The following is a 3,270-nucleotide window of genomic DNA, read 5'->3' on the forward strand; positions in this document are numbered from 1 at the left end:
CCTCTTGGCGACGCAAGAGAAAGTTACTGCGCCGCCGGGCGCACACCCCGGCCTCCGCCCTCAGCAAAAGAACAGAAGCGACCACAGACACAAGCCGCAGCAGCACCACAAAGCACAATACCAACAATCCAGCCAGCCGCCCCAAGCACGCCCCACCTCCATGACCACAACCACCCAAACCCCCGTCCGCCTCACCCAGTTCTCCCACGGCGGCGGCTGCGGCTGCAAGATCGCCCCCGGCGTCCTGTCAGAAATTCTGAGAAACAGCAGCGGCGCAGGCCTCGCCGCCCTGCTCCCCAAAGAACTGCTGGTAGGCATCGAAACCGCCGACGACGCCGCCGTCTACCAGCTCAACGACGAACAGGCCCTCATCGCCACCACCGACTTCTTCATGCCCATCGTCGACGACCCGTTCGACTTCGGGCGCATCGCGGCCACCAATGCCATCAGCGATGTGTATGCCATGGGCGGGCGCCCCATCATGGCGCTGGCCATCGTCGCCATGCCGGTCAACCAGCTGCCGGTGGAGGTCATCGGCCGCGTGCTCGCAGGCGGCCAGGCCGTGTGCCGCGCGGCGGGCATACCGATTGCCGGCGGGCACACCATCGACTCGGTCGAGCCCATCTACGGCCTGGTCGTGATGGGCCTGGTGCACCCCTCGCGCGTGCGCCGCAACCGCGATGCGCGCGCCGGCGACGTGCTGGTGCTGGGCAAGCCGCTGGGCGTGGGCGTGCTCTCCGCCGCGCTGAAAAAAGGCCTGCTCGACGACGCCGGCTACGCCCGCCTGGTGGAGACCACCACGCGCCTGAACACCCCCGGCATCGCGCTGGCCGAGCTCGACGGCGTGCACGCCCTCACCGACGTCACCGGCTTCGGCATCGCCGGCCACACGCTGGAGATGGCGCGCGGCGCCGGCCTGCGCGCCGTGCTCGACTGGCACCGCCTGCCGCTGCTCGATGGCGTGGCCGACTGGGCTGCGCAGGGCGTCGTCACCGGCGCATCGCGCCGCAACTGGGAGGGCTATGGCGCCGAGGTCACGCTGGCCGATGGCCTGCCCGCCACCGCCCAGGCGCTGCTCACCGACCCGCAGACCAGCGGCGGCCTGCTGGTCAGCTGCGCGCCGCAGGCGGTCGATGCCGTACTGCGCACCTTCCGCGAGCAGGGCTTTGCCGATGCCGCCGTGGTGGGGCGCATGCAGGAGGGCGACGCAACAGGCAGCCCCGCCGGCCTCACGGTGGCGCCATGAAAGAACCCACGCGCGTGCACGACCGGCACGCCTTCGACACCCTGATCGACGCGCGCAGCCCGGCCGAGTACGCCATCGACCACATCCCCGGTGCCATCAACCTGCCCGTGCTCGACAATGAAGAGCGGCGCATCGTCGGCACCCTGTACAAGCAGGTCGGCGCCTTCGAGGCGCGGCGCGTGGGCGGCGCCATGGTGGCCGCCAACCTGGCGCGCCACCTGCAGGGCCCCCTGGCCGACCGCCCCCCGGGCTGGAAGCCCCTGGTCTACTGCTGGCGCGGCGGGCTGCGCAGCGGCTCCATGACCACCTGGCTGCGCATGGTGGGCTGGGACGCCCAGCAACTGGCCGGCGGCTACAAGGCCTGGCGCCGCCACGTCATCGACACCATCGAGCAGCGCGCCCCCGCCCTGCCCCTGGTGGTGCTGTGCGGCGCCACCGGCACCGCCAAGACCCGGCTGCTGCACGCCCTGGCCGCCCAGGGCCAGCAGGTGCTGGACCTGGAGGCCCTGGCCCGGCACAAGGGCTCGCTGCTCGGCGCCCTGCCCGACGTGGCCCAGCCCTCGCAAACCGCCTTCGAGACCGCCATCGCCAGCGTGCTGGAACGCGTGGACACCACACGCCCCCTGTACATCGAAGGCGAAGGCCGCCGCATCGGCCGCCTCACGCTGCCCACGCCGCTGGCCGAGCGCATGCGCGCCAGCCCCTGCATCGAGCTGCGCGCCAGCACCGCCGCGCGCGTGGAATACCTGCTGCGCGACTACGCCTACCTGGGCGACCGCCCCCAGTGGCTGGCCGACCAACTGGCCCCGTTGAAACCCCTGCACGGCAACGAGACCATCGCCGCCTGGCAGGCCATGGCCCTCGCGCGCCAGCTGCCCCAGCTGTTCGAGGCCCTGGCCACCCGGCACTACGACCCCTCGTACGCGCGCTCGCACCGCTCGTACTTCCATGCGTGGGAGCAGCGGCAGGTGGTGGATGCGGCGGATCTGTCGCCGCCCGGTATCGAGGCGCTGGCGCACACAGTGGTTGCGGGATGGGGGAGCAGTGCCCATGGGCAGGCGGCCGTATCGCCTTGAGCCCTCTTCCGGCCTGCGCCAGGAAGAGGAAATAGCCCGCGTGGATTGAATATACCTTTTCAGGTATAAACCAAAGTGGGCATGGTCCGTACCCGGCCAAGACCGCCCAAGCGTATGACGGAGTTGCGCAAATGAAAGCCAGGCTTGTGGATGGCGTCGAAGTACATCGAGGTTCCGGCAACGTGTTTGCCGACCTTGGACTGGCCGACGCCGAAAAGCTCAGAATCAAAACCGGCCTGGTCATCGAAATCAGAAAGGCCATGCGCAGCCAGGGCCTGACGCAGCAAGAAGCGGCAAAGCGAATGCGCATCACGCAGCCCAAGGTCTCCGACATGGTGCGCGGTGAGTTCTCCAACCTGTCGGAGCGCAAGCTGATGGACTGCCTCACCCGCCTGGGCTACGACATTGAAATCAAGGTGCGGCCGGCCAAGGCGGAGATCGGGCGCCTGGTGCTCGCTCCGGCTTGATTTCACCTTTCGTTTCGGGGTCCAAGCTGCAGCCTATGTCCCTGCGAGGCCCCCCCCGCATTGACACATGCGTCGCAGTTCGCCCCTGATCGCATGCGGCACTACTGGCACTCGCGGCAGCGCCGGTGAACCGGCCGATCACGCAGGCGCTGGTGGTGCGGCAACAGCCGGCTGCGGCGTGAGCGAAAGGGGCACAGATGGGCGCCCAGCTTCTCGCGGTGTGCCTTGGTTGCGGGCGGAGGCCGGGATGTGCGCCCGGCAGCGCACCTACCTTCTTTTGCGTCGCCAAAAGAAGGTAGGCCAAGAAAAGGCGACCCCGCTGCTCGTGTCCCCACCCGCCCGTTGGGCGAGTGGGGCAGCCTGCGATGCTCGGTCCTGGGGTGACGCCGAAGAACTCCCTGCGCTCCCTCTTCGAGGGAGCTCCGGTCAAACAGCTTCGGCGAGCCAGATGACGATGCGCGTGTCCTTCGGCACGCGCTCA

3 protein-coding genes are annotated in these 3,270 nt (G+C 69.2%); all 3 read left to right on the plus strand.

Going from position 1 to position 3,270, the window contains the following annotated elements; genetic code table 11:
• Window positions 1-160 precede the first annotated feature (160 nt).
• The 3 genes from selD (at window position 161) to ASE31_RS07020 (ending at window position 2,789) form a co-directional block, all read left to right on the plus strand.
• Entirely contained in the window at window positions 161-1,246 is a 1,086-nt protein-coding gene (gene selD / locus ASE31_RS07010) for a selenide, water dikinase SelD (RefSeq protein WP_057200847.1), read from the plus strand.
• A complete protein-coding gene (gene mnmH, locus ASE31_RS07015) occupies window positions 1,243-2,322 on the plus strand; it encodes a tRNA 2-selenouridine(34) synthase MnmH (protein ID WP_057200848.1) in 1,080 nt (359 codons plus the stop codon). Before selD ends, mnmH begins: the two co-directional genes overlap by 4 nt.
• Before the next feature lie 131 nt (window positions 2,323-2,453).
• Window positions 2,454-2,789, plus strand: coding sequence for a helix-turn-helix domain-containing protein (locus tag ASE31_RS07020; RefSeq protein ID WP_057200849.1), 336 nt, complete (start codon window positions 2,454-2,456; stop codon window positions 2,787-2,789).
• Window positions 2,790-3,270 lie beyond the last annotated feature (481 nt).

Source organism: Acidovorax sp. Root217, from assembly GCF_001428645.1.
Lineage (GTDB): Bacteria > Pseudomonadota > Gammaproteobacteria > Burkholderiales > Burkholderiaceae_C > Acidovorax.